Annotated in this window: 19 protein-coding genes; 11 read left to right on the forward strand and 8 right to left on the reverse strand. The window is 63.6% G+C overall.

Annotation, left to right across the window (positions count from 1 at the left end; genetic code table 11):
* Positions 1 to 6: 6 nt before the first annotated feature.
* The 7 genes from glpE to OO306_RS08555 form a co-directional block, all read right to left on the reverse strand.
* Positions 7 to 336 (reverse strand): thiosulfate sulfurtransferase GlpE, encoded by a 330-nt coding sequence (gene glpE, locus OO306_RS08525; RefSeq protein WP_027594383.1) that lies wholly within the window; start codon positions 334 to 336, stop codon positions 7 to 9.
* 14 nt (positions 337 to 350) lie between these two features.
* Complete coding sequence (locus tag OO306_RS08530; protein WP_265968356.1) at positions 351 to 1217, reverse strand: symmetrical bis(5'-nucleosyl)-tetraphosphatase; 867 nt, start codon at positions 1215 to 1217, stop codon at positions 351 to 353.
* Positions 1217 to 1597: a Co2+/Mg2+ efflux protein ApaG gene (gene apaG / locus OO306_RS08535; protein WP_027594385.1), complete on the reverse strand. Its 381-nt coding sequence runs from the start codon at positions 1595 to 1597 to the stop codon at positions 1217 to 1219. Before apaG ends, OO306_RS08530 begins: the two co-directional genes overlap by 1 nt.
* Positions 1598 to 1760: 163 nt before the next feature.
* Positions 1761 to 2561, reverse strand: a complete 801-nt coding sequence (rsmA, locus tag OO306_RS08540; RefSeq protein WP_027594386.1) for a 16S rRNA (adenine(1518)-N(6)/adenine(1519)-N(6))-dimethyltransferase RsmA — start codon at positions 2559 to 2561, stop codon at positions 1761 to 1763.
* Positions 2558 to 3547, reverse strand: a complete 990-nt coding sequence (gene pdxA, locus OO306_RS08545) for a 4-hydroxythreonine-4-phosphate dehydrogenase PdxA (protein ID WP_099428175.1) — start codon at positions 3545 to 3547, stop codon at positions 2558 to 2560. The genes rsmA and pdxA overlap by 4 nt, the downstream gene beginning before the upstream one ends.
* Positions 3544 to 4863: a peptidylprolyl isomerase SurA gene (gene surA / locus OO306_RS08550; protein ID WP_027594388.1), complete on the reverse strand. Its 1320-nt coding sequence runs from the start codon at positions 4861 to 4863 to the stop codon at positions 3544 to 3546. Before surA ends, pdxA begins: the two co-directional genes overlap by 4 nt.
* The gene (locus OO306_RS08555; protein ID WP_027594389.1) at positions 4844 to 7651 is read right to left on the reverse strand and encodes an LPS-assembly protein LptD; all 2808 of its coding nucleotides are present in this window, start codon (positions 7649 to 7651) and stop codon (positions 4844 to 4846) included. The genes surA and OO306_RS08555 overlap by 20 nt, the downstream gene beginning before the upstream one ends.
* 130 nt (positions 7652 to 7781) lie before the next feature.
* Here OO306_RS08555 and OO306_RS08560 point away from each other — a divergent pair, with 130 nt between their 5' ends.
* From OO306_RS08560 to OO306_RS08570, 3 genes are read left to right on the forward strand one after another with little or no spacing between them, the layout of a single operon-like run.
* Entirely contained in the window at positions 7782 to 8801 is a 1020-nt protein-coding gene (locus OO306_RS08560) for an aminoglycoside phosphotransferase family protein (RefSeq protein ID WP_265968357.1), read from the forward strand.
* Positions 8798 to 9469, forward strand: a complete 672-nt coding sequence (gene murU / locus OO306_RS08565; protein WP_265968358.1) for an N-acetylmuramate alpha-1-phosphate uridylyltransferase MurU — start codon at positions 8798 to 8800, stop codon at positions 9467 to 9469. Before OO306_RS08560 ends, murU begins: the two co-directional genes overlap by 4 nt.
* Before the next feature lies 1 nt (position 9470).
* Positions 9471 to 10235 (forward strand): TerB family tellurite resistance protein, encoded by a 765-nt coding sequence (locus tag OO306_RS08570; protein WP_027594392.1) that lies wholly within the window; start codon positions 9471 to 9473, stop codon positions 10233 to 10235.
* A gap of 140 nt (positions 10236 to 10375) precedes the next feature.
* On the opposite strand, the gene OO306_RS08575 is transcribed toward OO306_RS08570, so the two are convergent.
* Entirely contained in the window at positions 10376 to 11374 is a 999-nt protein-coding gene (locus OO306_RS08575; protein ID WP_265968359.1) for an alpha/beta hydrolase family protein, read from the reverse strand.
* Between the two features lie 93 nt (positions 11375 to 11467).
* Between OO306_RS08575 and OO306_RS08580 the strand changes: the two genes are divergently transcribed.
* The 8 genes from OO306_RS08580 to OO306_RS08615 all read left to right on the forward strand — a co-directional run bounded on the left by OO306_RS08580 (position 11468) and on the right by OO306_RS08615 (position 20890).
* Positions 11468 to 13855 (forward strand): transporter substrate-binding domain-containing protein, encoded by a 2388-nt coding sequence (locus tag OO306_RS08580; RefSeq protein WP_265968360.1) that lies wholly within the window; start codon positions 11468 to 11470, stop codon positions 13853 to 13855.
* 7 nt (positions 13856 to 13862) lie between these two features.
* Positions 13863 to 14495: a response regulator transcription factor gene (locus OO306_RS08585; RefSeq protein WP_172960400.1), complete on the forward strand. Its 633-nt coding sequence runs from the start codon at positions 13863 to 13865 to the stop codon at positions 14493 to 14495.
* Positions 14496 to 14800: 305 nt separating this feature from the next.
* Entirely contained in the window at positions 14801 to 15925 is a 1125-nt protein-coding gene (locus OO306_RS08590) for an ABC transporter ATP-binding protein (RefSeq protein WP_027594396.1), read from the forward strand.
* Positions 15926 to 15965: 40 nt separating this feature from the next.
* On the forward strand, positions 15966 to 17000 hold the full coding sequence (locus OO306_RS08595) for an ABC transporter substrate-binding protein (protein ID WP_265968361.1): 1035 nt from the start codon (positions 15966 to 15968) through the stop codon (positions 16998 to 17000).
* A gap of 153 nt (positions 17001 to 17153) precedes the next feature.
* Complete coding sequence (locus OO306_RS08600) at positions 17154 to 18401, forward strand: ABC transporter permease (RefSeq protein ID WP_027594398.1); 1248 nt, start codon at positions 17154 to 17156, stop codon at positions 18399 to 18401.
* 11 nt (positions 18402 to 18412) lie between these two features.
* Positions 18413 to 19240, forward strand: coding sequence for an ABC transporter permease (locus OO306_RS08605; protein ID WP_099428183.1), 828 nt, complete (start codon positions 18413 to 18415; stop codon positions 19238 to 19240).
* A 160-nt stretch (positions 19241 to 19400) separates the two neighbouring features.
* Entirely contained in the window at positions 19401 to 20075 is a 675-nt protein-coding gene (gene rpe, locus OO306_RS08610) for a ribulose-phosphate 3-epimerase (RefSeq protein WP_099430855.1), read from the forward strand.
* Positions 20072 to 20890, forward strand: a complete 819-nt coding sequence (locus OO306_RS08615) for a phosphoglycolate phosphatase (RefSeq protein WP_099428184.1) — start codon at positions 20072 to 20074, stop codon at positions 20888 to 20890. Before rpe ends, OO306_RS08615 begins: the two co-directional genes overlap by 4 nt.
* Positions 20891 to 20922: the final 32 nt, after the last annotated feature.

Consider the following 20922-nt stretch of genomic DNA (forward strand, 5'->3'; position numbering starts at 1 on the left):
AAAAAATTATTCGGCAGCGCCTTGGGCGGTCTCGGCCGGGTAGGTGGCGCGCCACAGCTCAAAGCCGCCATCGACGCTGTACACCTCTGAAAAGCCCTGGCCCGCCAGGTAGGCGGCAGCGCTCTGGCTGGAATTGCCGTGGTAGCAGACCACCAGGGTCGGTGCATCGAGGTCGGCGTTGCGGATGAAATCGGCGACCGAATGGTTGTCCAGGTGGGTGGCGCCGCTGATGTGGCCGGCGGCAAAGGCTTGTGGGTCGCGAATGTCGACCACTACCGCACCTTGCGCGCGCAGGGCCAGAGCCTGCTCGGGAGGGATGCGTTTGAATTCGCTCATGGCTACGGTTTCCTTCAGGGCTGATCGTTGATTCTAGTGGGTTGTGCCGGCGGGCGTACGGTGCCGTCGTCGGAACAGTCACAGCGATGGTATTCACCGCTGTCGACGTTGTAGAGGGTCATGGCACCGCCCCACACGCAACCGGTGTCCAGGGCGATGATGCCGGGTTCGTCGACGCGCCCTTCAAGGGCGGCCCAATGGCCGAAGATAATCTTCACGTGGCGTGAACGGCGGTCCTTGTGCGCATACCAGGGCTTGTAGCCTTTGGGGGCGGTGCCCAGGCCTTCCTTGCTCTTGAGGTCGAGCTTGCCCTCGGGCGTGCAGAAGCGCATGCGCGTGAGGTAGTTGGTGATCACCCGCAGGCGCTCGATGCCGGTGAGGTTCTTGCTCCACTTGTTGGGCTCGTTGCCGTACATGCCGTCGAGGTAATGCTTGAGCCGGCCGTCGTCGCGCAGTGCTTCCTCGACTTCGGCGGCGAGCTCCAGGGCTCTGCCCAGGGTCCATTGTGGCGGTATGCCGGCATGCACCATGGCAATGCCGCGGGGCTCGTCGTAGTGCAGCAGTTTTTGCCGGCGCAGCCAGTCGAACAGCAGGTCAGCATCCGGCGCTTCGATGATTTCGCGCAGGGTGTCGCTTTTTTTCAGGCGTTCGACGTTGTGCCAGGCGGCCAGCAGGTGCAGGTCATGGTTGCCCAGTACGCAGACCAGCGACTGGCGGATCGAGTAGAGGAAACGCAGGGTCTCCAGCGATTCGGGGCCACGATTGACCAGGTCGCCGACCAGCCACAGGCGGTCGACGGCGGGGTTGAAGCGAACACGTTCGAGCAGGCACTTGAGCGGTTGCAGGCAGCCTTGCAGGTCACCGACGGCGTACGTTGCCATCAGTGCAGGGCTCCAGGTACCGCCAGGCGGAAGGGCGCGATCTCGGCGTCGAAGCGTTTACCGTCTTCGGCGAACATCTGGTAGCTGCCCTGCATGGTGCCCACGCGGGTGCTGATGACCGCGCCGCTGCTGTAGGTGTGGCTCTGGCCCGGGTCGATGTTAGGTTGCTGGCCGACCACGCCGGCGCCGCGCACTTCTTCGACTTCACCGTCGCCGTTGGTGATCAGCCAGTGCCGGGACAGCAACTTGGCTGTGACAGAACCGTTGTTTTGCACGGTGATGGTGTAGGCGAAAGCGAAACGACTGTTTTCGGGGTCGGATTGTTCTTTGAGGTAACGGGTCACGACGCTGACGTCGATCTGGTAACGGGGATCGGACATGCAAAGGCCTTGGGCGAACTGACGCAATAATGCAGTCTAGGCCATTGGCGGGGGGGAGGGCCAGCGGTGTGGTCGCGGGCAGGTATGTGCAGGCGGGGTGGGGTGGCAGTGCCGGCCTCTTCGCGGGCAAGTCGGACCGCGAAGAGGCCGTAAAAGGCGCTAATCAGGCTTGCTGATCGGCCAACTGGTCAGCCAGGCGCACGAAGGCGGCCAGGTCCAGCTGTTCAGGCCGCAGGCTGCCATCTACGCCAGCGGCTTCGATCGCCTGGCTGTCGAGCAGGCCTTTAAGGGTGTTGCGCAGTGTCTTGCGGCGCTGGTTGAAGGCTTCGCGAACGACACGCTCCAGCAGCAGGTGGTCCTTGGCCGGGAACGGCAGCACTTCATGTGGCACCAGGCGCACGATGGCCGAGTCCACCTTCGGCGGCGGGTTGAACGCGCCAGGGCCAACGTTGAACAGGTGTTCGACCCGGCAGTGGTACTGCACCATGATCGACAGGCGGCCCCAATCACCGCCACCTGGGCCTGCGGCCATGCGCTCGACCACTTCCTTCTGCAGCATGAAGTGCATGTCGCGGATCAGGCCGGCATGGCTGAGCAGGTGGAAGATCAGCGGGGTGGAGATGTTGTAGGGCAGGTTGCCGACCACCTTGAGGCTGCGCGGTGGCACACCCAGCTGGTTGAAGTCGAACTTCAGGGCGTCGCCCTGGTGCAGGCGGAAGTTGTCGCGCCCGGCAAACTTGTGCTGCAGGATCGGCACCAGGTCCTTGTCCAGCTCCACTACGTCCAATTGCGCGCCGCTGCCCAGCAGGCCCTCGGTGAGGGCGCCCTGGCCCGGGCCGATTTCCAGCAGGTGTTCACCTGCCTTGGCGTTGATGGCGCGCAGGATGCGGTCGATGATGCCGGCGTCGTGCAGGAAGTTCTGGCCGAAGCGCTTGCGCGCCCGGTGTTGGTATTGCTCGTTCATGGTCGGTTCTCGGCCATCTGGTAGGCGGTTTCCAGCGCGACCCGCAGGCTGCCGGTGTCGACCTTGCCGGTGCCGGCCAGGTCCAGGGCGGTGCCGTGGTCGACCGACGTGCGGATGATCGGCAGGCCCAAGGTCACATTGACTGCGGCGCCGAAACCTTTGTACTTGAGTACAGGCAGGCCTTGGTCGTGGTACATCGCCAGCACTGCGTCGCAGTGCTCCAGATATTTGGGGGTAAACAGGGTATCGGCCGGCAGCGGTCCGCGCAGGTCCATGCCTTCGGCACGCAGGCGGGCCAGTGTCGGTTCGATGATGTCGATTTCTTCGCGGCCCAGATGGCCGCCTTCTCCGGCGTGCGGGTTGAGGCCGCACACCAGGATGCGAGGGTTGGCAATGCCGAACTTGTCGCGCATGTCGGCATGCAGGATGCGGGTGACACGCTCGACGCGTTCGGCCGTGATGGCGTCGGCAATGTCGCGCAGTGGCAAGTGCGTGGTCACCAGGGCCACGCGCAGGCCACGGGTCGCCAGCATCATCACCACCTGTGCGGTGTGGGTCAGCTCGGCCAGAAACTCGGTATGCCCGGAGAAGGCAATGCCGCTTTCGTTGATCACACCCTTGTGCACCGGGGCGGTGATCATCCCGGCGAAATGCCCGTCGAGGCAGCCGTTGCCGGCGCGGGTCAGGGTTTCCAATACGAAGCCAGCATTGGCCTTGTCCAGTTGCCCTGCCGTCACGGCGGTGGCCAAGGGCGTATCCCACACGTACAGGCTGCCCGCAGGCGCGGGCTGGTCGGGCCAGTGCCCCGGCGCTACCGGCAGCAGGTTGACGGCCAGCCCCAGCTGCGTGGCCCGCTCGGCGAGCAGGTCACGGCTGGTGATGGCGATCAGGGGGTGGGGCTGGGCGTCTGCGGCGAGCAGCAAGCACAGGTCAGGACCTATGCCAGCTGGCTCGCCGGGGGTGACGGCGAAGCGCAGGGGCTTCACTGGGCGGCCTGGTCGGCGCCAGGCAGCTTGATTTCAACGTAGGCTTCGTCGCGGATCTGGCGCAGCCAGGTCTGCAGCTCTTCGTCGTACTTGCGGTTGCGCAGCACATTCATGGCCTGCTGCTCGCGTGCCTGCTCGGTGCTGTCGGTGGCGCGGCGGCCCAGCACTTCCAGAACATGCCAGCCGTACTGGGTTTTGAACGGCTTGGTCACCACACCTTGCTGGGCGGTGGCCATCTGCTCGCGGAACTCCGGTACCAGGCTGTTCGGGTCGACCCAGTTGAGGTCGCCGCCGTTGAGTGCGGAGCCCGGGTCTTCCGAGAAGCTCTTCGCCAGCTCGCCGAAGTCTTCGCCGTTCTGAATACGGTCGTACAGGCGCTCGGCCAGCTGCTTGGTGGCCGCTTCGCTGCGGATTTCGCTCGGCTTGATCAGGATGTGGCGGACATGCACTTCGTCACGCAGCACGTTCTCGCCGCCACCACGCTTCTCCTCGAGCTTGAGCAGGATGAAGCCGTTGGGGATGCGGATTGGCTGGGTGATGTCGCCGACCGACATGTTGCTGAGCATCTTGGCGAAGTCAGGTGGCAGCTGGCCGGCTTTACGCCAGCCCATTTCACCACCCTCAAGGGCGTTTTCGCTGGCCGAGTTGGCAATCGCCACCTGGCCGAAGTCCGCGCCCTGGCGCAGTTGCTGGTAGAGCTCACCGACCTTGCGCGCCGCTTTCTGGATGTCGTCCGAATTGGCGGCTTCCGGGGTCGGGATGAGGATGTTGGCCAGGCGGTACTCTTCCGAGAGCTGCATCTTGCCCAGGTCCGAGTTCAGGTAGTTTTTCACTTCCTGCTCGGAAACCTGAATGCGCTCGGCCACACGGCGCTGACGCACGCGGCTGATGATCATTTCGCGCTTCACCTGCTCGCGCGCGTCGTCGAACGACAGACCATCATGGGCGAGGGCTGCGCGGAACTGGTCCAGCGACATGCCGTTGCGCTGGGCAATGGTGCCAATGGCCTGGTTCAGCTCCTCATCGGTGATGCGGATACCGGAGCGCTCGCCGATCTGCAGCTGCAGGTTCTCGACGATCAGGCGCTCGAGCACCTGCTGTTCCAGAGCGCTGGTCGGTGGCACGCCGGCGCCACGCTTGGCGATGGTTTGCTGAACTTCGTGGACGCGCTGGTCCAGTTGGCTCTGCATGACCACGTCGTTGTCGACGATGGCCACCACTTTGTCCAGGGGTTGTACCGCGGCATGCACCGCGCCACTCAGCAATGCAGCGCCCAGCAACACTGGGCGCAGACGATCAATAAGCTTGGTCTTCACGTGTACGGTAACCTTGAATGCCTTCGTCGAGGAAAGATTCGACCTTGTTGCCTACTACACCACCGAGGCCTTTCAGCACGATCTGCAGGAAGATACCGTGGTCGCCTTTTTCGTTCTGCGGGAGTGCCTGGCTGAAGTCGTCGTAGTCGATCCAGTAACGGTTGACCAGGCGCAGCTTCCAGCAGCAGTTGTCGTATTCGAAACCGCCCATGGCTTCCAGGGTGCGGTTGCGGTTGTAGTCATGCTGCCAGCGAGCGATCACGCTCCACTGTGGAACGATCGGCCAGATGACCGAGAAGTCATGCTGTTGGATCTTGTAGTAATCCTTGATGTAGTTCGGATCACCGGGCGTGCCGTAGTCGCCGCCACCCACTTTCCAGGTACCCGTGGTCGAGTCGTAGGCAATGGTGTCGTTGCGGTAGCGGTAGCCGAGGTTGACGATCTTGTTCGGATTGTCTTCAGGCTGGTAGTGGAACATCGCGCTGCCCGAGCGGGTGCTGCGGCTGTCCGGGTCCCAGTTGAAGTCCGAATTGAAGCGCCAGTCGCGGTTGAAGTTGTAGCTGTACAGCAGTGCGTACGGCGACACGTCAGACTGCGAGTCCTTGCGGGTGCGGTAGTCGATGCCTGGCAGTTGGACCTTGCGGTCCTTGAAGTACAGCGCCTGACCGATGCTGAAGCTCTGACGCTCGAAGCCGTTGTCTTCGATCCAGCGCGTGGTCACGCCCAGCGACAGCTTGTTCTCGTCGCCGATGCGGTCGGTACCGCTGAAGCGGTTGTCGCGGAACAGCGAGTCGTAGCTGAACAGGGTTTCGCCCGAGTCGAACAGCGGGATGTCCTTCTGGTCCTCGTAAGGGACGTAGAGGTAGAACATGCGCGGTTCGAGGGTCTGGCGGTAGTTGGTACCGAACATCGACGTGTTGCGATCGAAGTACAGGCCGCTGTCGACGCTGAAAATCGGAACATCGCGGTTCAGGCTGCTGTTGAAGTCGCCGTTGAGCGCGACCGAGGCTGGGTTGTTGGCGATGTCGCTCTTGCCCTTGCCATCCAGATCGAGGTCATAGTGGGTGTACATGTACTTAAGCTTCGGCGTGATGTAGCCGTAGCTGGCTTGCATAGGCAAGCTCATGGACGGGGCAACGTTCAGTCGCGTGCCGTTGGCGCGGGCAACACCGAAGATGTTCTCGTCCAGTCGACGGCCAGGAACGCCGGCACTTGCGTCAGGGTTGCCATCTTTGTCGAGTACGAAGTCGTTTTTCAGGTCACGATCAAAGCGAACCGCTTCAGTCTCATACCCAAAATTCAAACCACCCGGCTGGAACGGCAGTGCGCCATTGAGGGTGATCTGCGGCAGACGGTCATACGGCGTGATTTGCGAGATGGTCGCCATCTCGTAGGCATGCACGTTCAACCGTGCGGTATAGCTGTCGCCACGGTAGGTCAGTGCACCCTGCTGGTTGAGCAGGTCACGGCTTTCGACGCCGATCTGGTCGGACTCCAGGTCCTGGAAGTAGAACGGGTCGCTGATGTCGGTGTAGTCCACCTCGGTCATCAGGCGCTCGTCCAGCCCGCCCTTGTGCTGCCAGTTGACCATCCAGCGCTGATCTTTGTAGTCAGTCTGGTCTTTACGGTCGTCGTCCTTGTCGTTCAGGTACGCGCCGCCGAACTGGCCTTCGCTGGATGGGGTCAGGTAACGGAACTCACCTTCCATCAGCAGGCCGCGCTTGGTCATGTAGCGCGGGTACAACGTGGCGTCATAGTTGGGCGCCAGGTTGAAGTAGTACGGCGTGACCAGCATGAAGCCGGTGTCGCTGCTGCTGCTGAACGACGGCGGCAGGAAGCCGGACTGGCGACGGTCGTCGATCGGGAAGTAGATGTACGGTGTGTAGAACACCGGGAAATCCTTGACCCGCAAGGTAACGTTGGTCGCGGTACCGAAGCCGGTCGCCGGGTTCAGGGTGATGTTGTTGCCCTTCAGCTGCCAGGCGTTGCTGCCCGGTTCGCAGGTGGTGTACGTACCGTCTTTTAGACGGATGATGGCGTTTTCGCCACGCTTGGCGTACAGGGCGTTGCCGCGAATGTGCGACTTGTGCATCACGTATTCGGCGTTGTCGACCTGGGCTTCACCCGTGTCGAGCTGGATCTGCGCCTCGTCACCCACTACCAGCGAGCCGTTGTCACGGATCTTGACGTTGCCCTTGAGCTCGCCACGGTTCTCGGTCTGGTAGAGGTTGGCCTCGTCGGCCTCGGCCTGCATGCTGCCTTGGCGCATGACCACGTTACCGGCGAGGGTAGCGATCTGCTGCTCCTGCTGGTACTTGGAAACCTTGGCATTGATGTAGGTCGGCGATTCGTCCTTGGGCGTGGTGTCGGCCATGCCTGGGCGGGTCGGCTCGATGTACGCGCCACCGCAGTACGGGCCGGTTTCGGCCAGCTGGGCTGCGGTGAGCTTGTCACGGGGGACCCAGTCCAGGTGGCTGTAGTCTTCGCTGCGCGACTTCAGGCCACGGCCCTTGGCCTCGGTGACCAGCATCGGTTTGTCCGCGGTTTCGGCCTCGGCCGCCTGGGCCTCGGTGCCGGAACTGAGGGCAGCACCCTCGTGCACCGGACGCGGCGGCAGGTTGTTGACTGGAGTCTTGGGCTTGCAGTCCCAACCGCCGGAGGCGGACACTTGGCAGTCGAACTGTTCGGCTGCCACGACGTACGACGTGGCCAGAGGTTGCAGTGCCAGCAAACCGCCGGTGACCAGCAACGGAAACTTTCTACGAAACGCGGGGGATTTCAATGCCATCTTATTAGTCCGGGCTTCCTGCGTGCCATCTGCCCGCGTGTGGGGCCGCACGCCTCTCGATGGTCTGAAAAAGATGCTGGATAATAAAGCATGACCCGCTTGACGGCTAGGGCCGTCGGAGACCCTTGTAATGCCTGATCACGATGTACGCTTGCAACAACTGACTGTCTGGCTCGATGAGCAGCTCAACAATCTTTTTCTGAAAAACGCCTGGGGCGAAGTGCCAGCAGGTAGCCTGACGGCCGCCAGTAGCGATGCGAGCTTCCGTCGCTACTTCCGCTGGCAGGGCGCTGGGCGCAGTTTCGTGATCATGGACGCCCCGCCGCCGCAGGAGAACTGCCGACCGTTCGTCGCCATCGATCACCTGCTGGCCAGTGCCGGTGTGCATGTGCCAGTGATCCATGCCGAAGACCTGGAGCGCGGCTTCCTGCTGCTGGACGACCTGGGCCATCAGACATACCTGGACATCATTGATGCCGACAACGCCGATGCTCTGTTCAGTGACGCCATTGATGCGCTGCTGGCGTTCCAGCGCCTGCCGATGAACGCGCCATTGCCGAGCTATGACGACGCCCTGCTGCGCCGTGAAGTCGAACTGTTCCCGGAGTGGTACGTCGGGCGGGCGCTTGGCCTGACCCTCACCGAAGCCCAGCAAGCCACCTGGCAGCGTGTGAGCCAGGCGCTGATCGACAGTGCCCTGGCCCAGCCCAAGGTGCTGGTGCACCGCGACTACATGCCGCGCAACCTGATGCAGAGCACGCCAAACCCAGGTGTGCTGGACTTCCAGGACGCCGTTTACGGCCCGGTCACCTATGACATCACCTGCCTGTTCAAGGATGCCTTCCTCAGCTGGCCACAGGCCCGTGTCGAAGCCTGGCTGCGGGATTACTGGCAAAAGGCGCAGGCGGCCGGCATTCCGGTACAGGCCGACTTCGAGGCGTTCCACCGCGCCAGCGACCTGATGGGCGTGCAGCGCCACCTCAAGGTCATCGGTATTTTCGCCCGCATCTGCCACCGCGACGGCAAGCCACGCTACCTGACAGACGTCCCGCGCTTCTTCGCCTATATAGATGAAGTGATCCAGCGCCGCCCCGAGTTGGCGGAGCTGGGTGAACTGATCGCGGAACTCCAGGCCGGAGCGCGTGCATGAAGGCGATGATCCTGGCGGCAGGCAAGGGCGAGCGCATGCGCCCTTTGACCTTGCATACCCCCAAACCCCTGTTGCCCGTCGCCGGTCAGCCGCTGATCGAATACCACCTGCGTGCCTTGGCGGCTGCGGGGGTTACCGAGGTGGTGATCAACCATGCCTGGCTCGGCCAGCAGATCGAAGACCACCTGGGCGATGGCAGCCGCTTCGGCCTGAGCATCCGCTATTCACCCGAGGGCGAGCCGCTGGAAACCGGTGGCGGGATCTTCAAGGCCCTGCCGTTGCTGGGCGAGGCGCCGTTTCTGCTGATCAATGGTGACGTCTGGACCGACTACGATTTCGCTCGCCTGAAAGCGCCGCTTGCGGGCCTGGCGCATCTGGTGCTGGTCGACAACCCTGGCCATCACGGCCGTGGCGACTTCCGCCTGGTAGCCCAGCAGGTCGTGGATGGCGACGACGCACCGGGTACCCTGACCTTCAGTGGCCTGTCGGTGCTGGACCCGGCGTTGTTCGCCGGTTGCCAGCCGGGTGCTTTCAAGCTGGCACCCCTGCTGCGTCAGGCCATGGCGCAGGGCAAGGTCAGTGGTGAGCACTACCGTGGCCATTGGGTCGACGTCGGTACGCTCGAGCGCCTGGCGCAGGCTGAACGCCTGATCGGCGAGCGCGCCTGACATGTGGTGGCCAAGCACGGTAATAGGTGCCGGTGCCGGTTTTGCCGTCGCCAGCATCCCGGGCGCCCTGCTCGGTGCCCTGGTAGGGCAGGCCATGGACCGGCGCCTGCAGGTGCGCGGCTGGGAGGACCTGCGCGAGCGCTTGGGCGGGCGCCCGGCCTTGCGTGACGAAGAATTGCTGTTCGTGCTGCTGGGCAGGCTGGCCAAGTGCGATGGCCGGGTTGCCGAGCAGCATATTCAGCAGGCACGCCAAGAGATGGTGCGCCTGGACCTGGCCGACGCGGCCCGGCTGCGGGCGATTGCCGCGTTCAACCGCGGCAAGGCCGGCAAGGACCGACTGGCCGGCCATCTGCGTCGTATCCGCGAGCAGCCGCACGCCGCCGAAGGGACCTTGCGCGCCTGTTGGCGCATGGTCTGGGCCGACGGCAAGGTCGGCGCCAAAGAGCGCGACTTGCTGTTGGACTGGGGGCAGACGCTGGGCTTGAGCCGGCGGCAGGTGCAAGCCATGTCGCTTGAGTACGAGCCGCGCAAGTCCGGGCTGGACGGCGGCACCATGACCTACGCGGCAGCCATGCGCCTGCTGGCCGTGGAGGCAGATACCGAGGGCGACAAGGTCAAGCAGGCTTATCGCCGGCTGGTTAGCCGCCATCACCCGGACAAGCTGGCGGGCAGCGGTGCCACGGATGCCCAGGTGCGTGCAGCGACCGAGCGGACCCGGGAGTTGCATCAGGCGTATGCGCTGATTCGCAAGCGGCGGGGTTTGTAGAAAAGCGGGGGCGCTTTGCGCCCCTTTTCGCGGCGCAAGGCCGCTCCCACAAGTGCTGTGCATCCCTCGGGCTTTGCGCGAACTTGTGGGAGCGGCCTTGTGTCGCGAAAGGGGTGCAAAGCACCCCCATCGATTTCAGCTCACTCTTGCGGGTTCATCCACCCGCGCACCCGGCGGAACAATTGTTCCTGTTCAGCGGCCTTGTTACCGGGCATGGCAATCAGCGACAACTGGCGGTACTGGCTGTCCTTCTGCCGTTTGCTGGCCTGCAAGCGCAGTTCCGCTGCACGGCGATCGCCCGTGCGGGTGGCGTAATACACGTCGGCGGTCGGCACCTTGAGGGTCGGCGCGAGGCTTTCCAGGTCATGTTCCACCCGGGCCGGCGTCTGCGCGGCGATCATCACCAGCTTTTGCACCTGCGCGGGTTGTTTCTCGCTCAGGTAGCGGGCTGCCCAGTACGCGCCACTGCCATGGCCGATCAGCACGATGCTGCGTGAGTCATGCTGTTGCGCGTAAGCCACCGCCGCGTCGAGGCGGGCGAAGATACGTTCGGCGTCGGCCGGGTCATTCTGCTCGCTGGCCTGTGCGGCATCGGTGCTTTCTGCCGTGTCGGGGTCGGCGGCAGTCGCCTGGGCGACGTTGGCATTGGCATCGGTCGGTGTGTCTTTGGCGGGGGCTGTTTCGCCCTCGTCCTTGGCAGGGGCCGTTGCGGGCTTGGCTTCGACACGCGCCTGCGGGCTGTCGGTAAGCAGGTCGGGCAGGCTGACGCTGAGGCTGTGCCAGCCCACATCGGGGAACTTGCGCCGCAACGGGCCGACGGCGTTCGGCCAGTCGGCCGTTTCACCGGCACCGGGCACGAGGATCACCGCACCTTTGGGGTCGTTGCTGTTGGCCGGCTTCCACAGTGCCAGGAAGCTTTCGGCACCTGCCTGCAGGGTTTGCTGCTCGGCCTTGGGTACCAGGCGTTCCAGGGCCAGGGCGTCTTCCTGGCTGCGTTCCAGCAGGGGCGGGCGGGTGGCTTCGGCCGGTGGGGCCTCGGCGGTGGTCGGTGGTTTTTCAGCGTCGGCGGCCATGGCGCCGAGCGGAAGGATCGAGGCTAGGCAGCACATTGCCAGCGTCGTGCGATAAAGTGTGGACATGCGTCAACCCAAGGCCAGAATGATACCGGCAGCCTAATAGTATTTGCCCGTGACGGCCATGTTAGGGCCGCCCTTGCCAAGACGAGCGTGTAGATGAAGCGAATGCGTCGCCTGTTGGTTATCGGCTGCTTGTGGCTACCCTTGATCGCCTTGGCAAGGCCTGAAACCGTGCCGAGCGTTGCCCTTGAGCCCGCGCAACAGCAGTGGTTGGACACCCACCGCAGCCTGCGCGTCGGCCTGGTGCTGCAAGCGCCTTATGCGCAGTTCGACCGGCGCTTGCAGCAACTGTACGGGGCCAACGTCGAGTTGGTGAACGCGTTGGCGCAGGCACTGAGGCTGGACCTCACCTGGCGCAACTTTGCCGACCAGGCCAGCCTCGAGCACGCGTTGCAGGCCGGTGAAATCGATTTCGCCCCCGGCCTGACACAAACCCCGGCAAGCCTGCGCCTGTGGCTGTTCAGCGACCCGTACATGCGCGTGCCACAGTTGGTGGTCGGCCCACGCACAGGCGCCATGGCCGTCGAGCTGGAAAAACTCGAACCCGATCAGCGCGTCGCGGTGCGCATGCCCAGCCCGTTGGCGGACTACCTGCGCAGCAACTACGGCACGCTCAACTTGCAGGGCGTGCCCAACGAGCGCGAGGCCTTGCAGTTGATCGTCGGTGGCCAGGCCAGCTACGCGGTGCTCGATGAAGCCCAGCTCAGCCGCCTGTCGCGTGAAAGCGAGTTCGGCGAGCTGGCGGTGGTTGGCGATATTGGCCTGCCGCAGCTGCTGCGGGTGGGTTCGCGGCGCGACTGGCCGTTGCTGGCCGACGTGCTCGAACGGGGCCTGCAGGCCATGCCGGCCAAGGCCTTGGAGCAACTTCACCAACGCTGGTTGCAACCCAAGTACCCACGCTTGAGCGAGTCGGCAGGCTTCTGGCAAAACCTCGCCATGCTGTTTGGCATGTTGTTGCTGTGTGCGCTGGCCACGTTGATCTGGCAGCGCCGCCAGCAGCGCCAACTGGAACGTAGCCTGCTGGCCACCCGTGAGAACCTGGCTGAGCGCCAAGTGCGTGAAGAGGCGCTGCGGCTGAGCCAGTTCGCCATCGACCAGAGCACCGTGGGCATTTTGTGGGTCAATTGGGACAGCCATGTCCGTTATGCCAACCATGCCGCAGAGCGCATGCTGGGCTATGGTGAGGGCGCGTTGCTGGAGCGCCCGCTGAGCGACTTCGAGCCAAACCTGAACATGGACCGCTGGTTGGAGCTTTGGCGCGGCGCGCGGGCGGGGGAAGGGGGTGTGGGGCAATTCGAGACCCACTGCCAGCGCGCCGACCTCAGCGTGTTGCCGGTGGAGCTTTCGTTAAGCTTCCTGCGTTTTCGTGATGCCGAGTACCTGGTGGTGTACATCGCTGATGTCACCGAGCGCCACCGCGCACTGGCAGCGCTGCGCGAAAGTGAAGCGCGCCTCAAAGGCATCGCCGGCAACGTGCCGGGGCTGGTGTTCCGGCTGGAACGTGACCCGGCCGAAGGCGACCTGGAGTTCCCCTACATTAGCGAAGGCAGCGAGGCCTTGGTCGGCTACGCACCTGCCGAAATCCAGCACCCCCACATGGGCCTGCGCAACCTGGTGCACCCCGAAGACCGCAGCGACTATCACCGGGTGCAGGACCTGGCCCTGGCCAGCAACCAGGACTGGTCCTGGCAAGGGCGCATCCTCACGCGCCAGGGGGAACAGCGTTGGGCCGACATCAAGGCCAGTACCCGGCGCCTGGCCGATGGCCGGGTGGTGTGGGACGGTATTGTCTGGGACATCACCCAGGGCAAGCGGGCAGAACTGGCGTTGGCGCGCTCCCAAGAGCAACTGCGCGAACTGTCGGCGCACCTGGAGAGCGTGCGCGAAGAAGAAAAGGCCCGCATCGCCCGCGAAGTGCACGATGAGCTGGGGCAGATGCTGACCGTGCTCAAGCTCGAAGTCTCGATGTGTGAGCTGGCCTTTGCCGAGCTGGACCCGGGCCTTAACGAGCGTTTGTCGAGCATGAAGCGCCTGATCGCGCAGCTGTTCCAGCTGGTGCGCGATGTGGCCACGGCATTGCGCCCGCCCATTCTCGACGCCGGTATCGCCTCGGCCATCGAGTGGCAAGCACGGCGTTTCGAGGCGCGTACACAGATTCCCTGCCTGGTGCAGGTACCGGATAATCTGCCAGCATTGAGTGATGCCAAGGCGACCGGGCTGTTTCGTATCCTTCAGGAGGCGCTGACCAACGTCATGCGCCATGCCCAGGCGCACAGCGTAGAGATCGAGCTGGTGCGTGAAGCGGGGCAATTGCGCATGACCGTCAGCGACGACGGCACGGGTTTTTGCCGCGATCAGACCCGGCCCACCTCGTTCGGCCTGGTGGGCGTGCGCGAGCGCGTGCTGATGCTGGGTGGCAGCATGACGCTGGACAGTGAACCGGGCGAGGGCACCAGCCTGAGCGTGGCCATTCCGTTGGAGTAGGAGACCGATCGTGATTCGAGTGCTGGTGGCGGAAGACCACACCATTGTCCGTGAAGGCATCAAGCAATTGATTGGCCTGGCCAAGGACATGCAAGTGGTGGGCGAGGCCGGCAATGGCGAGCAGTTGCTCGAAGCCTTGCGCCATATGCCGTGTGAAGTGGTGTTGCTGGATATCTCGATGCCCGGCGTCAGCGGCCTTGAGGCCATCCCCAGAATCCGCGCCCTGAACGACCCTCCGGCGATCCTGATGCTGTCGATGCATGACGAGGCGCAGATGGCGGCGCGGGCGCTCAAGGCCGGTGCCGCAGGTTATGCCACCAAGGACAGTGACCCTGCCTTGTTGCTGACCGCTATTCGGCGGGTTGCCGGGGGCGGGCGCTACATCGACCCAGCGCTGGCCGACCGCATGGTCTTCGAGGTGGGCCTGACCGAGTCCCGGCCGTTGCACACCCTGCTCTCGGAGCGGGAATTTTCGGTGTTCGAGCGCCTGGCCCAGGGCGCCAACGTCAACGACATTGCCCAGCAACTGGCGCTGTCGAGCAAGACTATCAGTACCCATAAGGCGCGGTTGATGCAGAAGCTCAAGGTGAACTCGCTGGCGGAACTGGTGAAGTACGCCATGGAGCACAAGCTGGTCTGAGTGTTCTGGTTGCGACATGGCCTGACGGTTGGCAATGAGCGAGTACTGTGGGAGCGGGCTTGCCCCGCGAAAGGGCCGGCAAGCTCAACCTCATTGCCTGGGGTGGCGCATTCGCGGGGCAAGCCCGCTCCCACAAGGTGAAGTGGTGTGCCTGAGGTCTATTCCAATCCCGTCATTCTTGTAGGGCAATCCCTACACAGAATCTTCCATCTGGATGATGGCATTCTCTCAGTACCCCCGATTTTCGGGCGTTTGCGTCTTGTCTAGTCTTTGCCTACGCAGTCATCCAACAAGAAGGTGCAGGCATGAGCGAGGCGAATTCGAACGCTGCAACCAGCGAAACGCTGGTCAGCTTCCGTGGTGTGCAGAAGAGCTACGACGGCGAGTCGCTGATCGTCAAAGACCTCAACCTGGACATCCGCAAGGGCGAGTTCCTCACCTTGCTCGGCCCGTCCGGCTCGGGCAAGACCACCAGCCTGATGATGCTGGCCGGTTTCGAAACCCCCACCGCCGGCGAGATCCAGCTGGCCGGGCGCTCGATCAACAACGTGCCGCCGCACAAGCGCGACATCGGCATGGTGTTCCAGAACTACGCGCTGTTCCCGCACATGACCGTGGCCGAGAACCTGGCCTTCCCGCTGACCGTGCGCAACCTGAGCAAGACCGACATCAGCGAGCGGGTCAAGCGTGTGCTCAACATGGTGCAGCTCAATGCCTTCGCCAAGCGCTACCCCGGCCAGCTGTCCGGTGGCCAGCAGCAGCGGGTGGCCCTGGCGCGGGCCCTGGTGTTCGAGCCACAGCTGGTGCTGATGGACGAACCCCTGGGCGCACTCGACAAGCAGCTGCGTGAACACATGCAGATGGAGATCAAGCATATCCACCAGCGCCTGGGGGTGACTGTGGTGTATGTGACCCACGACCAGGGCGAGGCGCTGACCATGTCTGACCGGGTGGCGGTGTTCCACCAGGGCGAAATCCAGCAGATCGCCGACCCACGCACCCTCTATGAAAAGCCGTGCAACACCTTCGTCGCCAACTTCATCGGTGAGAACAACCGCATCAACGGCACCCTGCTGGCCAGTGATGGCCATCGCTGCCAGGTGCAGCTGGCGCGGGGCGAGCGGGTCGAGGCGCTGGCGGTGAATGTCGGCCAGGCCGGCGAGCCGGTGACCTTGTCGATCCGCCCGGAACGGGTGCGCCTCAATGGCCACAGCGAAAATTGCGTCAACCGCTTCTCTGGCCGTGTGGCCGAGTTCATTTACCTGGGCGACCACGTACGGGTACGCCTGGAAGTCTGTGGCAAGGCCGACTTCTTCGTGAAGCAGCCGATCGCCGAGCTCGACCCGGCGCTGGCCGTGGGCGATGTGGTACCGCTGGGCTGGGAGGTGGAGCACGCCCGCGCGCTCGATCCGATTGCCGAAGCCCATTGATGGATTGCTTCACCAACCCTGTACTGTGGAGAGAATAATAATGCGCAAGCAGTTGAAACTGACCGCCCTGGCCCTGGGGCTGTTCGCCGCTGGCCAGGCCATGGCGGCCGACCTGACGGTGATCTCTTTCGGTGGCGCCAACAAGGCCGCCCAGGTCAAGGCGTTCTACGAGCCTTGGGAAAAGGCGGGTAACGGTAAGATCGTCGCCGGTGAGTACAACGGTGAAATGGCCAAGGTCAAGGCCATGGTCGACACCAAGAGCGTGTCCTGGAACCTGGTGGAAGTCGAGTCGCCAGAGCTGTCTCGCGGGTGCGACGAGGGCATGTTCGAAGAACTCGACCCTGCGCTGTTCGGCGATGCAGCCGACTATGTGCCGGGTGCCATCCAGCAATGCGGCGTGGGCTTCTTCGTCTGGTCGACGGTATTGGCCTACAACGCCGACAAGCTCAAGACTGCGCCTACCAGCTGGGCCGATTTCTGGGACACCAAGCAGTTCCCGGGCAAACGTGGCCTGCGCAAAGGTGCCAAGTACACGATGGAATTCGCCTTGATGGCCGACGGCGTTGCGCCCAAGGATGTGTACAAGGTGCTGGCAACCAAGGAAGGCCAAGACCGCGCCTTCAAGAAGCTCGATGAACTCAAACCCAGCATTCAGTGGTGGGAAGCCGGCGCCCAACCGCCGCAGTTCCTGGCCTCGGGCGACGTGGTCATGAGCTCGGCCTATAACGGCCGGATCGCCGCCGTGCAGAAAGAGAGCAACCTCAAGGTGGTGTGGAACGGCGGCATCTACGACTTCGATGCCTGGGCAATTCCAAAAGGCGCCAAGAACGTCGAAGAGGCGAAGAAGTTCATCGCCTACAGCGTTCAGCCCGAGCAGCAGAAAACCTACTCCGAGAACATCGCCTACGGCCCGGCCAACTCCAGGGCCGTGAGCCTGCTGTCGGACGAGGTGAAGAAAGACATGCCGACCACGCCTGAAAACATTGCCAACCAGGTGCAGATCGACGTGGGCTTCTGGGCTGACAACAGCGAGCAGCTGGAGCAACGCTTCAACGCCTGGGCGGCGAAGAAGTAAACGACAAGGAGCCGCTACGCGGCTCATCGCCGGCAAGCTGGCTCCCACAGGCCAGGCGTAGCGCCTGAGCCCAGCGCTGTATCTGTGGGAGCCGGCTTGCCGGCGATGGCTGCGCAGCAGCCCTGATTTCAGCCGGTTTTTACGGAGTTCGCCATGGCCATTGCAGTGCCCCTCAACGAAGGCGCAGGTCCAAGTCTCAAGCAGCGCCTCAAGCACGCCGAGCGGGTCAACCGCTGGAAGGCGCAGGCGTTGATCGCGCCGCTGGCGCTGTTCCTTCTGCTGGTGTTTCTGGTGCCGATCGCCGCGCTGTTGTACAAGAGCGTCGGCAACCCGGAGGTGGTCGCCGGCCTGCCGCGTACCGTCGAAGCGGTGTCGCAGTGGGATGGCAAGAGCTTGCCCGGTGAGGCGGTATACAAGGCACTGAGCCAGGACCTGGCCGAGTCGCGCAAGAACCAGACCCTGGGCGACCTCTCCAAGCGCCTGAACATGGAACTGGCGGGCTACCGCAGCCTGTTGACCAAGACCGCACGAGCGTTGCCGTTCAAGGCTGAACCTGCCTCTTATAAAGAAGCACTGCAAACCCTCGATGAGCGTTGGGGCGACCCCGCCTACTGGCAGGCGATCCGCCGCAATACCAGCTCGGTCACCTCGTTCTACCTGCTGGCGTCGCTCGACCACCGTATCGATGACCTTGGCGAGCTGGCCAAGGCCACGCCTGACCAAGCCATTTACCTGGATATCTTTGCCCGCACCCTGTGGATGGGGGTGGTGATCACCGCCATCTGCCTGGTGCTGGCCTACCCGCTGGCGTACTTGCTGGCCAATCTGCCGGCCCGGCAGAGCAACCTGCTGATGATTCTGGTGCTACTGCCGTTCTGGACCTCGATCCTGGTGCGGGTGGCGGCGTGGATCGTGCTGCTGCAGTCGGGCGGGTTGATCAACAGTGCGCTGATGGCCATGGGCATCATCGATGAACCGCTGGAGCTGGTGTTCAACCGCACCGGTGTGTACATCTCGATGGTCCATATCCTGCTGCCGTTCATGATCCTGCCGCTGTACAGCGTGATGAAGGGCATTTCGCCCAGCTACATGCGTGCGGCCATCTCGCTGGGTTGCCACCCGTTCGCCAGCTTCTGGCGGGTGTACTTCCCGCAGACCTACGCCGGTGTTGGCGCGGGCTGCCTGCTGGTGTTCATCCTGGCGATCGGCTACTACATCACCCCGGCATTGCTGGGCAGCCCGAACGACCAGATGGTCAGCTACTTCGTGGCCTTCTACACCAACACCAGCATCAACTGGGGCATGGCGACCGCGCTGGGCGGCCTGCTGCTGCTGGCGACCGTGCTGTTGTACCTGATCTATAGCTGGCTGGTCGGCGCCAGCCGCCTGCGCCTGAGCTGAGGAGCCTTGTCATGCTGAGCCCTTACATGTCACCCGTGGAGCGGGTCTGGTACTACAGCCTGCGCATTCTTTGCGGCTTGATCCTGCTGTTTCTGATCTTGCCGGTGCTGGTGATCGTGCCGCTGTCGTTCAACAGTGGCAGCTTTCTGGTGTACCCGTTGCAGGGCTTTTCACTGCAGTGGTACCAGGACTTCTTCGGCTCTGCCGAGTGGATGCGGGCGCTGAAGAACAGCATCATCGTCGCCCCGGCGGCCACGGTGCTGGCGATGGTGTTCGGTACGTTGGCGGCGATTGGCCTGACCCGCGGCGACTTCCCGGGCAAGTCGCTGGTGATGGCGCTGGTGATTTCGCCGATGGTGGTGCCGGTGGTGATCATCGGTGTGGCCAGTTACCTGTTCTTCGCGCCACTGGGGATGGGCAACAGCTTTACCTCGTTGATCCTGGTGCATGCGGTGTTGGGTGTGCCGTTCGTCATCATCACCGTGTCGGCGACGTTGCAGGGCTTCAACTACAACCTGGTGCGCGCGGCGGCTAGCCTGGGCGCTTCGCCGCTGGTGGCGTTCCGCCGGGTAACGCTGCCGTTGATCGCCCCGGGGGTGATCTCGGGTGCGCTGTTTGCCTTTGCGACGTCGTTCGACGAGGTGGTGGTGACGTTGTTCCTCGCCGGGCCTGAGCAGGCGACCTTGCCACGGCAGATGTTCAGCGGAATCCGCGAGAACCTGAGCCCGACCATTGCGGCGGCGGCCACGTTGCTGATCGCGTTTTCGGTGGTGCTGCTGCTGACCCTGGAGTGGTTGCGTGGGCGTAGCGAGAAGCTGAGAACTCAGCAGCCTGCTTGATTGAGGTTGCCAGTGCCGGCCTCTTCGCGGGGCAAGTCGGATCGCGAAGAGGCCGGCACAGGTTGAAACAGCCGGTCGACACGGATTGATACCAATCAGCCTCTACCCGTTCGCCTGAGTTACAATGCGCGCCACCGTGATTCTGACCTACAGGTGCGCCATGCAGCCCTACGCTATTGCCCCCTCCATTCTCTCCGCCGATTTCGCCCGCTTGGGCGAGGACGTCGACAAGGTGCTGGCCGCGGGTGCCGACATCGTTCACTTCGATGTGATGGACAACCACTACGTCCCCAACCTGACCATCGGCCCGATGGTGTGCACCGCCCTGCGCAAGTACGGCGTGACCGCCCCGATCGATGTGCATCTGATGGTCAGCCCGGTCGACCGTATCATCGGCGACTTCATCGATGCCGGCGCCACTTACATCACCTTCCACCCGGAAGCCAGCCAGCACATCGACCGCTCGCTGCAGCTGATCCGCGACGGTGGTTGCAAGGCCGGCCTGGTGTTCAACCCGGCGACCAGCCTGGATGTGCTCAAGTATGTGATGGACAAAGTCGACATGGTCCTGCTGATGAGCGTCAACCCAGGCTTTGGCGGGCAGAAGTTCATCCCGGGCACCCTCGACAAGCTGCGTGAGGCGCGCGCGCTGATCGACGCCAGTGGCCGTGATATCCGTCTGGAAATCGACGGTGGCGTCAACGTCAACAATATCCGCGAAATCGCCGCTGCTGGCGCTGACACCTTCGTCGCCGGTTCGGCCATCTTCAATGCCCCGGACTATCAGGAAGTCATCGCCAAAATGCGCGCCGAACTGGCCCAGGCCCGCCCATGAGCGGCTTCGAGCAGCTGTTCCCAGGGACGCTGCCAAGGCTGGTGATGTTCGATCTGGACGGTACCCTGATCGACTCCGTGCCAGACCTGGCCGCCGCCGTGGACCGCATGCTGCTCGAACTTGGGCGCCCGCCAGCGGGCTTGGACGCCGTACGCCACTGGGTTGGCAACGGTGCCCAGGTGCTGGTGCGCCGGGCGCTGGCCGGGGGCATCGAGCATGCCTCGGTGGACAATGCGCTGGCCGAACAGGCGCTGGCGCTGTTCATGGAGGCTTATGCCGAAAGCCATGAACTGACCGTGGTCTACCCCGGCGTACGCGACACCCTGCGCTGGCTGCGCAAGCAAGGCGTGGAGATGGCGCTGATCACCAACAAGCCCGAGCGCTTCGTCGCCCCGCTGCTGGACCAGATGAAAATCGGTCGCTACTTCCGCTGGATCATCGGCGGAGACACCCTGCCACAAAAGAAACCCGACCCCGCGGCACTGCTGTTCGTCATGCAGATGGCCGGTGTCACGCCGCAACAGTCGCTGTTCGTCGGCGATTCGCGCAGCGATGTGCTGGCCGCCAAGGCCGCCGGTGTGCAGTGCGTGGGCCTGACCTACGGCTACAACCACGGCCGGCCGATCAACGACGAATCGCCGAGCCTGGTGATCGACGACCTGCGTGCACTGCTGCCCGGTTGCGCAGACCCGGCCACTGGGATAACGTTGGCGGACCTTCAAGCCTCACAAGACAGAGAGTCCACCGTGGCGGTTACTGGCAAATTCTGGATGAAAGTCATCAAGGCCCTGGCCCGTTGGCGTTGGCGCGCCTGACTTCTGCTCGCCGGCCCCTGCCGGCCCGTCCG

This window comes from Pseudomonas sp. DCB_AW, assembly GCF_026240895.1.
Taxonomy (GTDB): domain Bacteria; phylum Pseudomonadota; class Gammaproteobacteria; order Pseudomonadales; family Pseudomonadaceae; genus Aquipseudomonas; species Aquipseudomonas kermanshahensis.